Source organism: Deltaproteobacteria bacterium, from assembly GCA_029210625.1.
Lineage (GTDB): Bacteria > Myxococcota > Myxococcia > SLRQ01 > SLRQ01 > JARGFU01.
In genome coordinates this window covers 71,702-89,050 of sequence record JARGFU010000022.1, presented here as the reverse complement: position 1 = coordinate 89,050, position 17,349 = coordinate 71,702, and the positions used below count along the sequence as shown (strand labels likewise).

14 protein-coding genes are annotated in these 17,349 nt (G+C 71.1%); 7 read left to right on the top strand and 7 right to left on the bottom strand.

What is annotated here, in order from left to right; all coding sequences use genetic code 11:
• On the top strand, positions 1-632 hold a 632-nt coding region (locus P1V51_19355), incomplete at its 5' end, for an AgmX/PglI C-terminal domain-containing protein (protein ID MDF1565203.1).
• A gap of 260 nt (positions 633-892) precedes the next feature.
• Here the strand turns inward: P1V51_19355 and P1V51_19350 are convergent.
• A complete protein-coding gene (locus tag P1V51_19350; protein MDF1565202.1) occupies positions 893-1,963 on the bottom strand; it encodes a hypothetical protein in 1,071 nt (356 codons plus the stop codon).
• A 274-nt stretch (positions 1,964-2,237) separates the two neighbouring features.
• Here P1V51_19350 and P1V51_19345 point away from each other — a divergent pair, with 274 nt between their 5' ends.
• Both P1V51_19345 and P1V51_19340 read left to right on the top strand, forming a co-directional pair.
• Complete coding sequence (locus tag P1V51_19345) at positions 2,238-4,211, top strand: FHA domain-containing protein (protein MDF1565201.1); 1,974 nt, start codon at positions 2,238-2,240, stop codon at positions 4,209-4,211.
• A gap of 70 nt (positions 4,212-4,281) precedes the next feature.
• Positions 4,282-5,628 (top strand): cyclic nucleotide-binding domain-containing protein, encoded by a 1,347-nt coding sequence (locus tag P1V51_19340; GenBank protein ID MDF1565200.1) that lies wholly within the window; start codon positions 4,282-4,284, stop codon positions 5,626-5,628.
• A 159-nt stretch (positions 5,629-5,787) separates the two neighbouring features.
• Here P1V51_19340 and P1V51_19335 read toward each other — a convergent pair whose 3' ends face one another.
• Together P1V51_19335 and ffh are read right to left on the bottom strand one after the other, a co-directional pair.
• Positions 5,788-6,957, bottom strand: coding sequence for a hypothetical protein (locus P1V51_19335; protein ID MDF1565199.1), 1,170 nt, complete (start codon positions 6,955-6,957; stop codon positions 5,788-5,790).
• 44 nt (positions 6,958-7,001) lie between these two features.
• Entirely contained in the window at positions 7,002-8,657 is a 1,656-nt protein-coding gene (gene ffh, locus P1V51_19330) for a signal recognition particle protein (GenBank protein MDF1565198.1), read from the bottom strand.
• 241 nt (positions 8,658-8,898) lie between these two features.
• On the opposite strand from ffh, the gene P1V51_19325 reads away from it, so the two are divergent.
• A complete protein-coding gene (locus tag P1V51_19325) occupies positions 8,899-9,777 on the top strand; it encodes a ChbG/HpnK family deacetylase (GenBank protein ID MDF1565197.1) in 879 nt (292 codons plus the stop codon).
• A gap of 14 nt (positions 9,778-9,791) precedes the next feature.
• Here the strand turns inward: P1V51_19325 and P1V51_19320 are convergent, their stop codons facing one another.
• Together P1V51_19320 and P1V51_19315 are read right to left on the bottom strand one after the other, a co-directional pair.
• Positions 9,792-11,744, bottom strand: coding sequence for a DUF4105 domain-containing protein (locus P1V51_19320; GenBank protein ID MDF1565196.1), 1,953 nt, complete (start codon positions 11,742-11,744; stop codon positions 9,792-9,794).
• Between the two features lie 116 nt (positions 11,745-11,860).
• Positions 11,861-12,346 carry a DUF3015 domain-containing protein gene (locus tag P1V51_19315; GenBank protein MDF1565195.1) on the bottom strand — a complete coding sequence of 162 codons (486 nt, stop codon included), beginning with the start codon at positions 12,344-12,346 and terminating at the stop codon, positions 11,861-11,863.
• A gap of 269 nt (positions 12,347-12,615) precedes the next feature.
• Between P1V51_19315 and P1V51_19310 the strand changes: the two genes are divergently transcribed.
• From P1V51_19310 to P1V51_19300, 3 genes are read left to right on the top strand one after another with little or no spacing between them, the layout of a single operon-like run.
• Positions 12,616-13,566, top strand: coding sequence for a glycosyltransferase family 2 protein (locus tag P1V51_19310; protein MDF1565194.1), 951 nt, complete (start codon positions 12,616-12,618; stop codon positions 13,564-13,566).
• Positions 13,563-13,940 (top strand): response regulator, encoded by a 378-nt coding sequence (locus P1V51_19305; protein ID MDF1565193.1) that lies wholly within the window; start codon positions 13,563-13,565, stop codon positions 13,938-13,940. The genes P1V51_19310 and P1V51_19305 overlap by 4 nt, the downstream gene beginning before the upstream one ends.
• A complete protein-coding gene (locus tag P1V51_19300; protein MDF1565192.1) occupies positions 13,937-15,709 on the top strand; it encodes a TldD/PmbA family protein in 1,773 nt (590 codons plus the stop codon). The genes P1V51_19305 and P1V51_19300 overlap by 4 nt, the downstream gene beginning before the upstream one ends.
• A gap of 3 nt (positions 15,710-15,712) precedes the next feature.
• On the opposite strand, the gene P1V51_19295 is transcribed toward P1V51_19300, so the two are convergent.
• Together P1V51_19295 and P1V51_19290 are read right to left on the bottom strand one after the other, a co-directional pair.
• Positions 15,713-16,663, bottom strand: a complete 951-nt coding sequence (locus P1V51_19295; GenBank protein ID MDF1565191.1) for a hypothetical protein — start codon at positions 16,661-16,663, stop codon at positions 15,713-15,715.
• On the bottom strand, positions 16,663-17,346 hold the full coding sequence (locus P1V51_19290) for a response regulator transcription factor (GenBank protein MDF1565190.1): 684 nt from the start codon (positions 17,344-17,346) through the stop codon (positions 16,663-16,665). Before P1V51_19290 ends, P1V51_19295 begins: the two co-directional genes overlap by 1 nt.
• Positions 17,347-17,349 lie beyond the last annotated feature (3 nt).

The following is a 17,349-nucleotide window of genomic DNA, read 5'->3' as shown; positions in this document are numbered from 1 at the left end:
CGGTGGCCGCCGCCCCGGCCGCGGCTGCCCCCGAGGCCGCCGCTCCGGCCGCCGCCGCTCCCGCAGCGGCCGAGACCGTCGCCGCCGCGCCCGCGGCCAGCGCCCCCAAGCGGGACCGTACGCCCAAGCGGGATCGCACACCCAAGCGCACCACCAGCCGGACCCCCGATCCCGAGCCCGATCCGCCCAAGCCCGATCCGCCCAAGCGGAGCGGGGGCGACGATCTCCTCGGCGACGACGACTTCGGCGATCTCTTCGGGGGTCCCTCGGGCAAGAAGCCCGAGAGCGGCGGCGCGACCAACCCCTCCCGCGGCTACATCCCGCCGGCGCCCGGCTCCAAGCCGGACCTGAAGAAGGCCCTGGACCAGAGCGACATCCTCAAGGTCGTGGCCCAGAGCAAGTCGGCCCTCAAGGGCTGCGCCGACAAGCAGCGGGCCGCCGAGCCCGGCGCCTCCGGCCGCTTCGTGATGAACTGGCGCATCCGCCCCGACGGCCGGCCGGCCAGCGTCACCTGCAAGTCCAAGGGCGCCCCCACCTTCTGTACCTGCATGAAGGGCGTCATCGGCGGGATGAAGTTCCCCCGCTACGGTGGGCCGCCGATGTCGGCGTTCGACTTCCCGTTCAGCTACTAGCGAGCACGTTCACCGCGAGAGGGCGCCCCGGGTCATCCCGGCGGCGCCCTTTCTCTTTCATCGTCCACGTACACGTCCACGTCTACGTCCACGGCTTCTCCCGGGTCCCGCCGGGTAAGGGCCATGGTTCCGTGGAGAGGCCGTGCACGTGGACGTGCACGTGGACGGGGACGGGGACGGGGACGGGAGTGAACCAAGAAAGAACCCCCGCCTCGCCAAGCGAGACGGGGGTTCGATTCTTCGGCTAACGCCGCCTTCGGTCAGGGAGACTGCGGCGTCACCACCACGATGTCACCCCGGTTGGGGTTCTCGGTGTAGGTGCCGTCGAGGATCGCCTGGACGACGTCGGCGTCGTTGGTCGGGATCTGGGCGCAGGTCCCGTTCGGCACCAGGTAGGGGTGCAGGACGGGGACCGGCGAGTAGCCCAGGCCGCCGTAGACGTCGAGGTAGACGTTCCGGCCGGCGCAGAGCGGCTGGGACTGCTGCTTGAAGGTCCAGAGATCCGAGAGGTAGGGATCCGGCGGGACGTTGTCCGGGTCGGTCGAGTCGTTGGCGGTCGGCATGGTGCCGTCGGAGTTGCCGCCGGGGATGGCGTAACCGTAGACGGTGAAGCCGCCCAGCCAGGCCGGCCGCAGCTCGGGATCGTTCGCGCCGGTGGCGCCGGCGAGGCCCACGCTGGAGTCGACGATCTGGATGACCCACACCTGGTTGGTGCCCTGGACCCACACGCCGGTCTCGGGGTCGGCCGCGGCGTTGGTGATCGAGGCCTCGGACTTCATGGTGTCGGCCGTGTAGCCCGCCGGGGTGTGGACGTAGAAGATCTGGAAGAGGGGGCTGTAGGTGCCGTCGGGGGCCTCGGTGATGACCGAGCGGCCGGACTTGGCGCCGGTGCTGTCGAGGATCACGTACACTCGGTTGAGGAAGGTGTTCACGCCCGCGAAGGTGTCGACCAGGAAGCCGTTGCTGTCGACCTCGGAGAGCAGCCAGTACTCGATCGCCTGGTCCATCGCGTAGGCGTTGACCCGGGAGATGTCGCCGTTGGCGATCGCCGGGGTGTCCGGCACGGTGTCGCCGTTGGTGTCGAGCAGCAGCAGACCGTAGTTGCCGGTGTCGTACACGCCCATGTCGCTGTCGGCGTACTTGTTCGGGTTGCAGGTGCCGGCGGTCACGCAGTCGCCGCCGCCGCCGTCGTTGCCGCCGCCGTCGGTGCCGCCGCCGCCATCGGTGTTGGTGCCGCCGTCGCCGTTGTCAGGGACCTCGCAGTCGGACCCCATGCCCACCAGGGCGACGAGGGCCGTCATCATGGCCGTAACGAAGAACTTCGAATTCATCGCGTACCCCTCTCCTCGATTGGTGACCTCGCGCCCCTCCAAGGGTGATCGAGGTCGGTCAGTACATCCTTGCCGCGGATCCGAAGTGCCGGACGAGCCGTGGATCGGATGCATTCATTGTTCAGGCGCCTTCAAGGTAGGGCCCGGGCACCGTGATGGTCAAGAAGCATAAGTGTTCCGGCAGGTTGCCCGCTTGACAGGGCTCGTCGCGAGCCCCTACCCTGAAAGCAGCGTTTTTTCACGACTTACGGGCTTCTGGAGGCCGGGAAGCAAGATGGGCAAACACTCTCAATGGGCCGACGAAGGTACGGATCCGGGCATCCCCGGGAGCTACGACGACGAGATCGAGGAGATCTCGGCGGACGAGCTCGGGGGAGGCGGCGGCGGCGTGGCCCTCGGTGATCCCAGCGCCCTCGCCGGTGGTGGCTCCGACAAGACCATGGTCGCCAGCGTGGCCGACCTCGTGCCGCCGGGGGCGGAGCACACGGCCCCCTCGATCGGGGGCGGGCCGATGGGCGGAGACGCCGAGCGCACCATGATCACGGCGGCGCCCACCGCGCCCCAGAAGACCCTGCGGGGAAAGCTGACGATCATCGCCGGCAAGGAGCAGGGGAAGGTCATCGAGCTGCGCGACGGCTCGCAGACCATGGGGCGCAGCAAGGAGGCCGACGTCTGCCTCCTGGACATCCAGGTCTCCCGGAAGCACTGCGAGCTGGTCGCCGACAACAACGGCGTCCTCCTGCGGGATCTGGGCAGCGGCAACGGCACGATGGTGAACGGCCGCCCGATCACCGAGACCCGCCTCGTGCACGGGGACGAGGTCGAGATCGGCGACCACGTCCTGCGCTTCGACGAGCAGGGGCCGATCGCCACGGCCCTCGCCCCGGCGGTGAGCCCCGTCTCCGGCCGCGCGGGCGCCCCCATGGCCCCGGCGGGCTCCGCCGCCGCCGGCCCGATGCCCTCGGTGGTCGCCTCCCGGCGCGCCCGGCGCAAGGCGGAGGGCGGCAACCAGAAGAAGAAGCTCCTCCTCGTGGCGGGCATCGCCGCCATCGTGGTGGTCGGGGTCGGCCTGAAGATGGCCGGCAAGAAGGACGTGGCCGGGCCCGCCGGAGCGGAGCCGAGCCAGAAGCTGCAGATCCAGAAGGAGTTCCGGGCCGGGCTCGACCTCTTCAAGGTCGACAAGTACCCCGAGGCCCTCGCGAAGTTCGAGCAGGTGCTCGCGGCCGATCCCCGGCACGTGCAGGCCAAGAAGTACATCGACGCGACCAACCGCGAGATGGCCGCCACCAAGGCCCTGGCCGAGGGCAACCGCCTCCTGCGGGACGGTGACTTCGGCGGCGCCGCCGGCGCCTTCGCCCGGGTGCCGAGCGAGAGCCTCAAGTACGCGGAGGCCGAGCGGGGCCTCAACCAGGTCAAGCAGGTCGAGGCCGACAAGTTCGTCGAGGAGGGCGAGCAGCGCCTCCTCGAGGGCGCGCTGGCCGACGCCCGGATGGCCTTCGACCGGGCCCTGGGGGTCCTGCCGGGTCACTCCGGGGCCATCGCCGGCATGGACAAGGTCCAGGCCCGCGAGTCCGAGAACCTGGCCAACGCGCGGATGACCGAGGCCCAGCGGCGGGCGGCCGAGAAGGCCGCGGCGGCCGCGGCGGCCGGCCGGGCCCATGCGGCCTACCGGGCCGAGCTGGCGCCGGGCGAGGCCGCCTTCGACAAGAAGGAGTTCAACTCGGCCCTGTCGAAGTTCGAGGGGCTGTCGAGCAGCAGCGCCAACCCCAAGGTCCGCAGCGCCGCCGCGAAGAAGGCCGCCGCCCTCAAGGCCTTCAAGCCGGCCTACGACAAGGGCATGGCCGCGGTGAAGGCCCGCAAGGCCGACGAGGCCGTGAAGTCCCTGAACACCGCGCTCTCCAAGGCCAAGGTGATCAACGAGGACGGCAAGGTCTACAACGAGGTCCAGAAGCAGCTCTCCGACATGCTCTACCTGCAGGGGCGCGTGGCCTTCAACGCCGATCGCTACGGCGAGGCCTACAGCGCGTGGGCGAAGGCGCTCCGGATCAACCCGGGCCAGAGCTACGCCAAGGACGGCCTGCGGGATCTGAAGAACAAGGGCAAGGAGCTCTACCTCGAGGGCTACACCCAGAAGACCCTGAACCGGGGTGCGGCCGTTCGAAAGTTCAATCAGGTCGTCTCGATGACACCGAGCGACTACGAGTACCACATCAAGGCCAAGCAGCAGCTCGAGTCACTGGCGAACTGACGTCGCCCGGGAGGAGGCGGACCCCCGATCCCCGGGGGTCCGGCCAGCGGGCAGGAGGGAAGAGAAGGCCATGGATACGGCCGTTGCGGTATCTGCACTTCGACGCCGAGGTGAGCAGTACTTTCACGAGGAGGACTGGGAGCGAGCCCTCGCCCACTACGCGGAGCTCGTCCGCCTGGCACCGGGTGACCACCAGGGCCGCTTCCGGGCAGCGCGCTGTCTGCTCCGCCTCGGAGAGGTGGAGCGGGCGATCACCGCCTACCACGCCGCGGCGGAGGGCCTGCTGAAGAAGAGCTACCTGCTCTCGGCCATCGCCGCCTGCAAGGAGGCGATGCGGATCAACCCGAGCGAGCAGCGGATCCTCGACACCCTCGGGCGCATCCACGCGAAGGCCGTGGCCGAGGTGGGCCGCTTCTCGGTGCCGCCGCCGCTGCCCCCCGACGCCCTCGGCGAGGACGGTGAGCTCTGGGACGCCCTGACCGGCCTCGACGGTGAGGAGCTGGTCGACAAGGCGATGGAGGTCCTCGCCCGCCCCGAGGATCACAAGGAAGATCCCAGCGGGCGCGGCAGGCCGCCGCTGCCCCTCTTCGCCGAGCTGGACCGCCAGGCCTTCATCGACCTGGTCGGCCGGATCAAGCTGGAGAACGTCGGCTCGGGAGAGATCCTGATCGAGCAGGGCAAGCCCGGCGACTCGGTGATCGTGATCTGCGCCGGCGGCGCCCGCGTCGAGCGCTTCGACGAAGAGAGCGGCAAGACCATCCACCTGGCCGACCTGCCCGGCGGCACCCTGGTGGGCGAGATGGCGCTGCTCACCGACGCCCCCCGGACCGCCTCGGTGGTCTCGGACCGCCCCTCGGAGATCTTCGTCCTCTCGAAGCAGGACCTCGAGGAAGTCGCCCGCAAGCACCCCGGGGTGCCCGCGCAGCTGGTCGGCTTCTGCCGCCGGCGCCTGCTCTCGAACCTGCTGAACACCTCGCCGATCTTCGCCCCCTTCGACAAGGCGGCGAAGGAGGACCTGCTGCGGCGCTTCCAGTCGCGGGTCTACGAGCGCGGCCAGCCCCTGATCCACGAGGGTCAGGAGACGGAGGGCCTCTTCGTGATCCTCACCGGCGAGGTGCAGGTGACGAAGAAGGACGCCGCCGGCGGCCCGCCGGTCACCCTGGCCAACCTGCGGGAGGGCGAGGTGCTCGGCGAGATCGGCCTCATCCGGGACGTGCCGGCCACCGCCACGGTGACGGCCCTGCGCAAGTGCGCGGTCGTCATGCTCCCCGGCGACGACTTCGCCGAGCTGATCTCCGACCACGCCGACGTGCGGACCTACCTGCAGAGCCTCTCGGCCGATCGCGTGGACCGCACCTCGGCGGCGATGAGCGCCGAGGCCGAGGAGCTGGGCGAGGACGATCTGATCGTCCTGTAGGTCCGGGGGCCGCATTGCTGCCGCGGCCTGGGGAGCGTCGGTGTCGGCCGGCGCTCCGGTCGAGTGCGCGTGGGCGCAGCTGTCAGCTGATGGCTGCCGAGACTCGGGTGGGGGTTCTCGGGGCTTGTGTCGAGGAGAGCGCGGCGCGGAGTGCGCGGCTCACCTGACCTCGATCAGGAAGACATCCTCGGCGCCGCTCTCGGGATCCCGGGCGCGCACCTCGCAGCGCTTCACGTCATCGTCGAGGTGGAGCTTGAGGCGGCGCTTGCTGCCCTCGTCCAGCCACTCGACCTTGCCGCACTCGATGCCCCACTCGGGCTCGAAGCCGGGGAGGGGCGCGCCGGCGGGATCGAAGGCCTGCGCGGCGAGCTGGACCCGCTTGATGTTGCCGGTCAGGGCGATGCCGTCGGCCTCCTTGCCGCCCTCGTAGGTGATCGCCACCCGCACCTTGGGCTTCGTCTGACGGCGGATCACCGTGACGGAGTCCTCGGCGCCGGTCCGGCCCTCGTAGAGGTGGAGCTTGCAGCGCTCGTTGTCCTCCTTGAGGGTGAAGATGATCTCCTTGGCGGAGGTGCTCGAGAGGGTGGCGCAGGAGGCCGACCAGAGGGCCGAGAAGCTCTCCACCGGCTCCAGCTCGCTCTGCCCGGTCCGGGCGGCGTAGGCCACGGCCTTGAAGCGCAGGGAGCCGCCGTCGGTCGGGTAGTCGATCTCGTCCGGCTTGTTCGGCCCCTCGAAGATCTCGATCTTCTGCACCGGGCCGTACTCGGGCTTCGCGGTCTCGACGATCTCCTTGGCGACCTTGATCTCCTTGGGCTGCTTCCTCACCAGCGGCGTGCCGCGCCGGCCGTCGAAGGACCAGAAGGCGTAGGTGAAGCCCTGGTGCTCGACGCCGTCGGCGGGCGCGAGCTTGAAGTAGCGGGTGAAGTGCTCCATCTGCATGCGGGCCTGCTCGCGGGCCACGTGGGAGCCGCCGGCCCAGGAGCGCTCGACGAACCAGGTGTCGAGGGGGCGCTTCGGCCACTCGGCGACGTTGTACTCGCAGGGGTCGCAGCGGCTCTGGGTGACCAGCTTCCCGGTCTTGCAGTCGAGCAGCTGGGTCACGCTGGCGACCGTGATCTTGCCGGTGTTCAGGTTCTCGATCTGGCTGGTGATCTTCTGCACGGTCAGGACGTGCTCGCCGTCACCGGCCTGGTGGGCGGCCTCGATGCCCTCCTCGTACTCGGAGGGGACGAAGGCGCCGTCCTGGGCGAGGACCGGTTGCGCCAGGGCGAGCAGGCCGGTGGCGAGGCACGCGGGGAGCCAGCGAGGGAGGGTGCGGTGGTTCATCATCGTCCTTTCTCGACTGAGGGACGCTCGGGCTGCGCCTCGATTCACTAGCGCTTGCGCTTCCGGGCCTGCTTGCGGGCCTTCTTCGCGTCCTTGCGCTTCTTGTCGCGCTTGTTGCGCTCGGACTTGCTCATCGACTTGGGGACGCCCTGCTCCTGCCAGCCGTAGCGGCGGGCGCGGTCGATCTCGGCCTGGGTCATGGGGCCGGTCGGCACCGGGCCGTCCGGGCCCATGGCCATCGGGCCGCCGAGCTGCGGGAGGCCGAAGGGCGAGCCGCCCGGGCCGCCGGGGCCGCCGAAGAGGCCGGCGAGCTCCGCCTCCTGGCCCTTGAGCTGCTTGAGCATGGCGAGGTTCTTGAGGCCCGGCAGGTTGCCGAGGAGCCCGAGGCTGCCGTCGGGGCCGAGCTTCTTGAAGATGTCCCGCATCCCCTTGAAGCGGTCGAGGAGGCCCTTCACGTCGGCCTCCTTGGTGCCCGAGCCCTTCGCCACCCGCTTGATGCGTGAGGTGTCGATGATCTCGGGGTGGGCGCGCTCCTTGCGGGTCATCGAGCCGACCATCGCCTTGACCCGGAGGAGCTCCCGGTCATCGATGGAGAAGCCCTCCGGGAGCTGCCCGAAGAGAGGGAACTTCTCGAGCAGGTCCGAGAGCGAGCCCATCTTCTGCAGGGTCTGGATCTGCTTGACGAAGTCGTCGAGGTCGAAGTTCCCCGAGAGGATCTTCCCGGCGTCGCGCTCGGCCTCCTCCTCGTCGACGTGGGTCTCGAAGTCCTGCATCAGGCCGACGATGTCGCCGAAGCCCAGGATGCGGGACGCGAGGCCCTCGGGGCGGAAGTCCTCGAGCTTGTCGAGGCCCTCGCCGAGGCCGAGGTACTTGATCGGCTTGCCGGTGACATCCTTGATCGACAGCGCGGCGCCACCACGGGCGTCGCCGTCGAGCTTGGTCATCACGAAGCCGGTGAGGTCGAGGCGCTCGTCGAAGGTGGCCGCCGTCCGCACGGCGTCCTGGCCGATCATCGCGTCGCAGACGAGCAGGATGTTCTCGGGCCGGGTCCGGGACTTCACCGCCTCCAGCTCGGCCATCATCGGCTCGTCGATGGCCAGCCGACCGGCGGTGTCGAAGATGACCACGTCGGTCTTCTGCTTCTTCGCCAGCTCGAGGGCCTGCTCGCAGAGGACCGGGGGGGCCGTGTCCGGGGTGTGGTGGACCGGGATCGAGAGGCGCGCGCCGAGCTGCTGCAGCTGATCGACCGCCGCGGGGCGGTAGATGTCGGCGGCCACCAGCAGCACGCTCTTGCCCTCCTCCTTGAGGCGGCGGGCGAGCTTCGCGGCGGTGGTCGTCTTGCCCGAGCCCTGGAGGCCCACCATCATCACCTTGGTGGGGCCCTTGGAGGCGAAGGCCAGGCCCGGCTCCACCGGGCCCATCAGGGCCTCGAGCTCGTCGTGGCAGATCTTGATGAAGTGGTCGCCGGGGGAGACTTGCATCGCCCCCTTCTTCCCCTTCGTCTTGACCTGGACGACCTCTCCGAGGGCCTTCTCCTTCACCCGGGCGACGAAGGCCTTGGCGACCTTCAGATCGACGTCGGCCTCGAGGAGCGCCACCCGGATGTCCCGGACGGCCTCGCTGATGCTCTGGTCGGTGATCTCCGCCTTGCCCGACAGGCGGTGCTTGGCGGCGCGGAATCCTCTGGAGACGGTCTCGAGCATCGGAAGCGACCCTAAATCAAAGATCCCCGGTGGAGTCGACCACCTGGCGCAACTCCGGGCAGTGGTCAGACCCCTGATCCCAGGTGAGTAGTCGCCTACACGCCAGCGGATCGGGTGCGTCGCCGGCTACGCACCCGCCGAATTGGGTCAGACCACTGCAAGCCCGCCCGGGGCCAGCGCTTTTCCTCGAATCGGGGCCCCCGCCGGGGGCGTGGCACGGGCGGTGCAGCAGGCGACCCGCATGAATCGCCAGCTCGTCGTGAATGCAGATGACTTCGGCATGACCGCCGGAGTGTCCCGGGGGATCGCTCGCGCCTACGACGAGGGTCTGGTCACCTCCGCCTCGCTCCTCGCGAACCTCACCGGCTTCGAGGAGGCCGTGAAGATCGCTCACGCGCGGCCGGGGATGAGCGTCGGCCTGCACCTGAACCTCACCGACGGCTCGCCGGTCTCACCGGCCGACCAGGTCCGGAGCCTGGTCGACGACCGCGGCCGCTTCCACGGCTACCGGGCCTTCTCCCTGCGCCTCCTCTCGGGCCGCATCGTCCGCAGCGAGCTGCGGCGGGAGATCGACGCCCAGTTCGAGCGCCTCGAGCGGGCCGGCATCCAGCCGAGCCACGTCGACGGCCACCGCCACATCCACCTGCTTCCCCTGCTCTTCGACGCCGTCGCCGCGGCGGCGGAGCAGCGGGGCGTCCGCACCGTGCGCTGCCCGGCGGGTCTGGGCGGTCGCGCGGCGCCGGCGGGCATCGCGTCGGCGCGGGAGCTGGGCTTCATCGGCTTCGGCCGCCTGCACTACGGGCGCCTGGCCGATCGCGGCCTGCAGACCGCCGACTGCTTCCTGGGCGCCGGCTTCCGCTCGCGGGGGGACCTCGAGGACGCCGTCGGGCGCCTCGCCGACCTCCCCGCCGGCCTCACCGAGTGGATGGTGCACCCGGGTGAGGTCGATGCCGAGCTGATCTTCTGCGACGACTACCTCCAGAAGCGCGAGGAGGAGCTCGAATTCCTCTGCAGCAAGGAGGCCGCCGAGGCCGTCGAGGCCGCCGGCCTGAAGCTGGTGAACTTCCACCGGGAGCCCAAGCTGCGGGTCAGCGCCGGCGCCTCCCAGCGGGTCGCCTGAATCGCGCCGCCGCGTCAGAAGTACTGGGCGAAGCCGATCCGGGCGCTCACCCGCTCGTCGTCGAGCTCGAGGGCGAGGCGCAGGGTGTGGTGCTCGCTGATGCGGAGCGCCTGCTCGAGGGTCGTGCGGATCGCGCCGCGGCGGGTGGGGTCGTCACCGCCGACCAGATCGTGGCGGTAGGAGAGGCGGACCACCGAGCGCCAGGCGCGGGTGGGGCTCATGAAGGCGGCCCCCTCCACGCGGGCGCCCAGGCGCCCCCAGGCGGGGAGGCCGGGGGTGAGGGCGAGGTCGAGGTCGGCGTAGGCGGCCAGGGTGTAGCGGGCGTCGCCGAAGGGCCGCCAGGCGACGCCGGGTCCGCCGTCGAGGCGCACCTCCGCGCAGCGCCACTCCCGGCAGGGGCGGTCGAGGGGGATCCCCCCGGACCAGCGGATGCGCCAGGAGGGCTGGCGGATCCAGCGGCCGACCGGCGTCAGCGAGGAGATGCGGATCAGATCCATCGAGAGGAGGAGGGCGTCGGGATCCGGCGCGAGGTGAGGCCGCAGCTCCGCCCGGGTCGCGAAGAACTCCAGGGCGGTGTCGGCGTCGAAGCCCTCCTGCGGGTCCGTGGGGTCGTGGTAGGCGGGCCGCACCATGGCGCGGAGGAAGGGGCCACCGCCGTCGAGGCCGACGTCGCCGGCCAGCCGGGCCGAGTCGTGGCCGTGGTCGGGCCGCACCGGGGGCGGGAGCGGCGTCTCCGGAGTGGGCAGGCGGAGCTTCGCCCGGGCGAGGACCAGGGCGTCGACCTCGGCCCGCTCGGCCCTTCGCTTCGGGGTGTCGGCCCGCTCACCGAAGCGATCGTGGAGGCCGCGCCGGTAGACGAAGAGGTCGTGGGCCGAGTCGAGGACGAGGGCCTGGCGGGCCTCGGGCAGCGCCGAGAGCGCCTCCCGCCGGGAGGCGAGGCCCTCGCGGACGATCGCCTCGACCAGGCGCCACTCGTCGTCGCCGAGCTGCTCGCGGCGGGCCTGCATCCGGGCGACGTGGGAGGGGCGGCGGCGGATCGCCCGTACCAGGCCGGCTTGCTCGAGCAGGGCCCGCGCCGTGTCGATGGGCACGGTGTAGAGGTTGAAGCGATCGGTGAGCCGCACCTCGGGCACCGCCGCCTCGATGAGGGCCAGGAGGTGGAAGGAGCAGTTCTCGTCGAGGAACCAGTAGTCGATGAAGGTCTGCCCGAGCTCCCAGGCGTGGAGCACCAGCTGCCGCACCTGGCGCGGCGTCAGCGAGAGCTCGTACTCCCAGATGTCGCGGAACTCGACCTCGGAGTAGGTCTGCACCTGCAGGTAGTAGGGCGAGGAGGTGAAGCGGCCGGGGAAGCCGCCGGTCAGCCCGAGGATGGCGTAGAGGGGAGGGAACTCGGTCCAGGGCACCGCTGCGTAGGAGACCGCGTAGGAGAGGAGCTCGGGGCCCCCGTCCGCGCGGTCCACGCGCAGGAAGGTGTGGCCGTACATCGAGGCGGGGCTGTTGAGGTAGGAGGCGGCGAAGACCAGGGTCGCGCCGCCCGGATCGAGGGTCTCGACCCAGGTCTCCAGGGTGGGGCAGCGCACGCGAGGCAGGCCCGCCTCCGCCAGGGGGAGGAGCCCGGAGAGGAAGGCCAGGCGGGCGGGGAAGCGGCACTGGGGGTGGCGCCAGCCCTTCCTGGCCTCGGGGGTGAGGTCCTCGGGCGGGCCGGCCTCGAAGAGGGCCCGCAGGGTGGCCGAGAGCTCGGCCGCCGGATCGCGCGCGCCCCCCTTCGCGAGGAAGAAGTCCGGGCCGTCGACGTCGGAGACGAAGCCGCCGCTCCGGGTCGGGCGCCAGTGGCCGAGGCGCTGCCAGCCGCGCAGGAGGTGCAGCTCCTCCTTCCCGGCCCGCTCGACGAGGGCGTCGAGGGTGGGCGCGGCGGCCGCCGGCGAGGCGAGGGCGGCCAGGAGGAGGGCGACGAGGGCGGGGCGCATCGGGGTGAAGCTAAAGAGGAAAGGGGTGAAAAAAGCAAAGGGCCCGGCGACTCTCGCCAGGCCCCTCGATCCGACCCCTCTCCCCGCGAGGGGAGAGGGGAGGAGTGGTGCAGCTTCTAGAGCTTGCAGGAGGCGGCGAGCTTCTCGTCCGCCGAGAGGGCGGCCTTGAAGCCCTGGATCACCTGATCCGGGTTGGCCTCGCTCTGGAAGATCTGGTCGTGGGAGGCCTGCGAGCGGACGAAGACCTCGTTCTGCTTCTCGACCTTGCAGCCCAGGAGGGTGGAGAAGGCGGCCAGGTACTCACCCTCGCCGCGGGCGGTGTCGCGGGAGAGCTGGGCGTAGTTGGCCTCCACGAAGGCCTTCTGCTCCTGGCCGCGGACGACGGCGCCGCCGTCGGTGCAGTTGGAGGTGCCGGTGGTGATGCCGAAAGTCTGGCTGGCGAAGGTGCCGTTGGTGGTGGCGGCGAAGACCTGCATGAAGCCCGGGTCGCTGCCGAAGACGATGGAGCCGAGACCGCAGCCGGCCATGCCGTAGTTGGCGGCGAAGGCCGAGGTCGGAATGAAGGCGAAGGCGGCGAGGGCAACGAAGATCATCTTCTTCATCGAGAAGTTCTCCAATCCATGGTGGTTGCGGTGGTCGAAAGCGCCACGCCCTGTGGCGGTTCCTCCCCCCTGAATTCGTTCGACCGAACGTGCCCATGGCAGTAGCACCGGCCCGGATCTCGAAGAAAGACGCGCTGCGTCGCGTTCGGGAACCCTCCCTCCGGGCTTGTGAGGCCACCCCCTGGGCGTCTAGCCTCTCCTCTCGGACCATGAGCGCTGGACGACGATCGGCCCGGGAGGGGCAGGGGACGCGAGCGAGGATCTCGGTCGTGATCCCCGCCAACGAGGAGGCCGCGGCCCTGCCCGCCCTCTGGGCCCGCCTCTCGCCGATCCTCGATCGGCTGGAGGAGGAGGGCCCGGCGCGGATCGAGGTGGTCCTGGTGGACGACGGCAGCGAGGACGACACCTGGGCGGTGATGCAGGCCCTCCGGGGCCGGGACCCCCGCCTGGTGCTGGTGCGCCTCCTGCGCCGCTTCGGCCAGCAGGCCGCCCTCCTGGCCGGGCTCGAGCGGGCGCGGGGGGACGCGGTGGTGATCCTCGACGCCGACCTGCAGGACCCGCCGGAGATCGTGCCGGAGATGGTCGAGCGCTGGCGGGAGGGCTTCTCGGTGGTCCACGGGGTGCGGCGCACCCGCCGCCCGGACACCTGGTTCAAGCGGCGCTCGGCCGCGCTCTTCCGCCGCCTGGTCACCCTGCTGGCGGGCACCGGCCTCGAGCAGGACGTGGGGGACTTCGTGCTCCTCGACCGGGAGGTGGTGCGGCTGCTCCTGCGGGTGGGCGGACCCCGGGCCTTCCTGCGGGGCGAGGTCGCCTGGGCGGGCTTCCAGCACTGCGCCGTGCCCTACGACCGGGAGCCGCGGGTCGCCGGGGCGACGAAGTACTCCCTGCGCAAGATGACCGCGCTGGCCCTGGATGGCCTGACCAGCCTGACCTTCCTGCCCCTGCGCCTGGTGGCGCTGCTGGGCCTGGGGGTCCTCGGGGTCGCCCTGGGGATCGGCCTCCTCGCCGGCGAGGCGACCACGGCCTGGCTCACGGCCCTCGCCGGGCTGCAGCTGCTCGGCCTCGGCCTGCTGGGAGAGTACGTCGGGCGGCTGCACGAGCGGAGCTTGGGTCGCCCGACCTATCTGATCGAGCGGGTGGAGCCACCGGAGACCTACGGCGAGCTGGGCCAGGCGGCCGAAGAGGGCCTCGCGGGGGTCCGACGGGGGACGAAGCGATGAGCGTACGACGGGTCCTCTGCGTGGACGACGATCCCTTCATGCTCAAGGTGCTCGAGCGCTACCTCGGGCCCGAGGGCTTCGAGATCGTGGGCGTGCGCAGCGGGGAGGAGGCCCTCACCCGCGCCGCGGGCGAGAGCTTCGACCTGGTGATCCTCGATCTGCACCTGCCGGAGATGGACGGCTTCGAGGTCTGCCGCCGCCTGAAGGACGGCGGGGAGACCGGCAACCTCCCGGTGATCATGCTCACGGCCGCCTACGTTGACGCCGCCCACCAGGACCGGGGCTTCGAGGCGGGCGCCGACGCCTACATGGCCAAACCCTTCCTCCGGCGAGCGCTCCTGGCGCAGGTCCGGGCCGTCCTCGGAGAACCATGAAGATCGACCTTTCCGGCCGCTCCCTCCTCGTCGTCGTCTCCCTCCTCGTCACCGGCTGCCTCGCGGGGGTGAAGAAGGACGCCGGGGCGGCCCCCGCCGCGAAGGGGGACCCGCGCGTTCTCGAGCTCGACGCGATGGCGGACGAGCTCGGGCGCTCCACCGCCCGGCTGAAGATCGCCGACAACGCGCCGCCCTACTTCGTGGCCTACACGATGCGGGACCTCCAGAGCGCCGAGCTGCAGGCGCGCTACGGCGCCATCGTCGTGGACAATGACCGCCACGATCGCTCGATCTACGTCGAGGTGCGGGTGGGCAGCCACGAGCTCGACAACAGCGGCGCCAAGGAGGTCGGCTTCTTCGGGCCGCCGGATCGCGCCACCTACAGCGCCCGCCTCGACGCGCCCCTCGACGGTGATCTCGCGGCCCTGAAGGGCAGCCTCTGGCTGGCCACGGACCAGCAGTACAAGCGCGCCCTGGCCGACTTCCTCTCCAAGCGGGGGGACCAGGTCTACGAGCCGGAGGAGGAGCGGGCCCCCTCCTTCTCGAAGGAGGCGCCGAGCGAGGCCATCGATCCGCCCCTCGCCTTCTCCTTCGACGGGAAGCGGTGGAAGGCGGAGCTCAAGCGCGCCAGCCAGCGCTTCCGCAGCGCCCCCGAGATCTTCGACAACCTCATCCGGGTCAGCGGCTCGCGCCAGAGCCGCTCGATGGTCACCTCGGAGGGCACCCGCCTCATCCAGGAGGAGCTGCTCTACGGCCTGCACCTCTCGGCGGTCACCCGGGCCGAGGACGGCATGCTCCTGCGTCACGAGCGCAGCTTCTACGCCCGGGGGGGAGAGGGGCTGCCGGCCGGCAAGGCCCTCGACGGAGAGGTCGACCGGCTGATGGAGGAGCTGCTGGCCCTGCGCGAGGCCCCGGTGATGGATCCCTACACCGGCCCGGCCCTCCTCGAGCCCGACGCCACCGGCGTGCTCTTCCACGAGGCCATCGGTCACCGCCTCGAGGGCGAGCGGCAGGACGACGAGGACGAGGGGCAGACCTTCCAGGGGCAGCTCGGGCGCGAGGTGATCCCGGCCTTCATCGACGTCTACGACGACCCGACGCTCCAGCGCTGGGAGGCGCAGCAGCTCAACGGCTACTACCGCTACGACGACGAGGGGGTCCCGGGCCAGCGGGCCTCGCTGGTCGAGGCGGGGGTGCTGCGCGGCTACCTCACCTCCCGGGCGCCGGTGAAGGGCGCCGATCCGAAGAGCAACGGGCACGGCCGCACCCAGGGCCACAACGATCCCATCGCCCGCATGGCCAACCTGGTGGTGCAGCCGGTGGCGTCGGCGCCCGCCGGGCGGGTCGTCGGCCGGGCGGCGCTGGAGGAGCAGCTCGTCGCCGAGGCGAAGCGCCAGGGCAAGCCCTACGCCCTGGTGGTCACCGACATCAGCGGCGGTGACACCAACACCAGCGGCTACGGCTACCAGGCCTTCCGGGGCAGGCCGACCCTGCTGTGGCGCATCGACGTCGCCACCGGCAAGAAGGAGCTGGTCCGGGGCGTCGAGCTCGTCGGCACCCCGCTCACCGTGATCAACAAGATCGCCGCGGTGAGCAAGGAGAGCGGCGTCTTCAACGGCTTCTGCGGCGCCGAGTCGGGCTACGTCCCGGTCTCGACGGTCGCGCCCGCGAGCCTGATCACCGAGGTCGAGCTGCAGCGGCAGCGCAAGGACGCCGAGCGCTCGCCCGTCCTCTCGCCCCCCTGGGCGAAGGAGACCCCGGCGAAGTAGCCGCTAGCTGGCGGGGGTCGCCGGGTGCGGCTCCTCGCTCACGGCGGCCTCCGGGGCCGGCGACGACGTGCCCCCCTCGAAGGTCTGCCGGGCGGTGGGGTGCTCGCGGTCCTGCCAGCCCTCCCAGAGGAAGTAGCGCAGCACCTCCTCGGAGAAGACGGCCTCCGAGAGGCCCATCACGCTCTCGAAGCCGCGGCCGAAGCCCGCGCCCTCGCGCAGCGCGTCCATCAGCTTCAGGACCCGCCCGGTGCCGTAGCGCTCCACCAGGAAGGTGAAGGCCCAGTGGGAGGCGCCGTAGATCCAGGCCGCCTCGTCCCGGTAGAGGGAGGCGGCCTCGGCCAGCGGGTTGTGGTGCTCGGAGCGCAGCCAGGTGGTGAGCCGGCCCTCGCTCACGCGCCGGCGCCCCTGATCGGCGGTCCAGCTGGCCATGCCCTCCCGGAACCAGATCGGGATCTGCCGGTCGACCTTGCGCCAGCGGCTCTCCTCGGCGGCGAGCTGGTACATCAGGCAGTGGGTGAGCTCGTGGGTGAGCAGCTCGGCGAGGTTGGCCTCGCCCCGCTCGAAGACCGAGAAGGTGCGGGGCGACTGGAGGAAGATCTCGTCGTAGCGCGCCCAGGCTCGCAGCCAGTCGTAGCCGAAGCGGTGCACCGCGGCCTCGAGGGACTCGTGGGTGGGGTAGAGGCGCACCACCACCGGGCGCTGGAGGGTGCCCCACCGGCCCACCCGCTCCGCCGCCCGCTGCAGCGCGGTGCGCACCACGCTCACGACGGCCTCGTCCTGGGCGTCGTACCAGATCTCGAAGCGGCCTCCCGGGGTGTTCAGGGCCGAGCGGTAGAGGAAGGCGGGGGCGGGCGCGCTGCCGCGCACGCCGAGGGTCGCGCAGCCGCCTGCGAGGAGGGGCAGCAGGAGCAGGGACGCGAGGAGGGCGGCGCGCCGGGACGGGAGGAGGGGCATCAGACCTCGATGATACCCTTGCGGATGCCCTCGGTGACCGCCTCGACCCGGTTGGTCACGTCCAGCTTCTCGTAGATGTGCTCCAGGTGGGTCCGCACCGTGGCCTTGGAGAGGGAGAGGACCTCGGCGGCTTCCGAGTTGGAGAGGCCCTTGGAGATCAGCTGGAGGATCTCGACCTCGCGGGCGGTGAGGGTGACGGCCGGCCCCTCGCCCTCCTCGGGGGCGTCGGCGCTGCCGCCCACCGTCGAGTCGTCGGGGGTGACCTGGAAGTGGCGCAGGAGGCGGCGGGCGAGGGAGGGCTGGATCACCGAGCCGCCGCCGCGCACCTCCTTGATGGCGTCGACGATCCGCTCGGCCTCGGTGCCCTTCAGGAGGTAGCCGGAGGCGCCCGCCTTGATGGCCTCGAGGACCCGATCCTCCTCGTCGAAGATCGTGAAGATGAGGATCTCGATCTCGGGCTTGCGGGCCTTCACCTCCTGGGTGACGCCGATCCCGTCGATGCCGGGCAGCCCGAGGTCGAGGAGGATGACGTCGGGGGAGAGCTCCTCGAGTTGCTCCAGGGCGTTCTCACCGGAGGGGGCCGTGCCGACGACCTCGATCTCCTCGAAGGTAGAGAGGAGCTTGAGCTGGTTGCGCAAGATCTTCGGCTGGTCTTCCACCACCATCACGCGGATCACGTTCATCGG

Excerpts from the sequence above, each read along its gene's own strand:
- P1V51_19320 (MDF1565196.1), bottom strand. The coding sequence starts at position 11,744 with ATGCGCCCCGCCCTCGTCGCCCTCCTCCTGGCCGCCCTCGCCTCGCCG.
- P1V51_19325 (MDF1565197.1), top strand. The coding sequence starts at position 8,899 with ATGAATCGCCAGCTCGTCGTGAATGCAGATGACTTCGGCATGACCGCC.
- P1V51_19315 (MDF1565195.1), bottom strand. The coding sequence starts at position 12,346 with ATGAAGAAGATGATCTTCGTTGCCCTCGCCGCCTTCGCCTTCATTCCG.
- P1V51_19300 (MDF1565192.1), top strand. The coding sequence starts at position 13,937 with ATGAAGATCGACCTTTCCGGCCGCTCCCTCCTCGTCGTCGTCTCCCTC.
- P1V51_19345 (MDF1565201.1), top strand. The coding sequence starts at position 2,238 with ATGGGCAAACACTCTCAATGGGCCGACGAAGGTACGGATCCGGGCATC.
- P1V51_19340 (MDF1565200.1), top strand. The coding sequence starts at position 4,282 with ATGGATACGGCCGTTGCGGTATCTGCACTTCGACGCCGAGGTGAGCAG.
- P1V51_19350 (MDF1565202.1), bottom strand. The coding sequence starts at position 1,963 with ATGAATTCGAAGTTCTTCGTTACGGCCATGATGACGGCCCTCGTCGCC.
- P1V51_19335 (MDF1565199.1), bottom strand. The coding sequence starts at position 6,957 with ATGATGAACCACCGCACCCTCCCTCGCTGGCTCCCCGCGTGCCTCGCC.
- ffh (MDF1565198.1), bottom strand. The coding sequence starts at position 8,657 with ATGCTCGAGACCGTCTCCAGAGGATTCCGCGCCGCCAAGCACCGCCTG.
- P1V51_19290 (MDF1565190.1), bottom strand. The coding sequence starts at position 17,346 with ATGAACGTGATCCGCGTGATGGTGGTGGAAGACCAGCCGAAGATCTTG.
- P1V51_19305 (MDF1565193.1), top strand. The coding sequence starts at position 13,563 with ATGAGCGTACGACGGGTCCTCTGCGTGGACGACGATCCCTTCATGCTC.
- P1V51_19295 (MDF1565191.1), bottom strand. The coding sequence starts at position 16,663 with ATGCCCCTCCTCCCGTCCCGGCGCGCCGCCCTCCTCGCGTCCCTGCTC.